This is a genomic window from Gluconobacter sp. GP1 (assembly GCF_032913585.1).
GTDB lineage: Bacteria > Pseudomonadota > Alphaproteobacteria > Acetobacterales > Acetobacteraceae > Gluconobacter > Gluconobacter cerinus.
Genome location: NZ_JASGXC010000064.1, coordinates 1 through 380, shown reverse-complemented (window position 1 = coordinate 380; position 380 = coordinate 1). Strand labels below are relative to the sequence as shown.

The window sequence follows — 380 nt, the reverse complement described above, 5'->3', positions numbered from 1 at the left end:
TATTGCGGACTTCCGGGTCTTTACCAAGGTTGCCAACGAGAATGACTTTGTTAACGGAACCAGCCATGAGAGCCTCCAAGAATTAGGGAACGTATCGACTGGACTTGTTCGGCGCTATTGCCTCTGTCCATGAATAGATATTAGGTTTTTACTTGGTCTCAGTCAACGAAAAACGGCAGAAAACCGCCATTTCCGAGGAAATAAAGCCCAAGAAAAAGCGGTTTTACTTGTTGATTACTCAATGAGTATTTGATGTTTTCCTAGACCCATCCTGCCCGTGCGGCGAGCACATTGACGGCGACGAGAGTGGAAGGGAGGTGGCGTTTTCCTGAGCCCATCCTGCCACCGGCCAAGACGGGCGACGGGACAGGCCGTCAAGC

At 50.5% G+C, this 380-nt stretch carries 1 pseudogene; it reads right to left on the bottom strand.

From position 1 onward, the window contains the following. Positions 1-67 (bottom strand): annotated as a pseudogene (locus tag R5H23_RS16940) (single-stranded DNA-binding protein); the annotation flags it as partial. Positions 68-380: the final 313 nt, after the last annotated feature.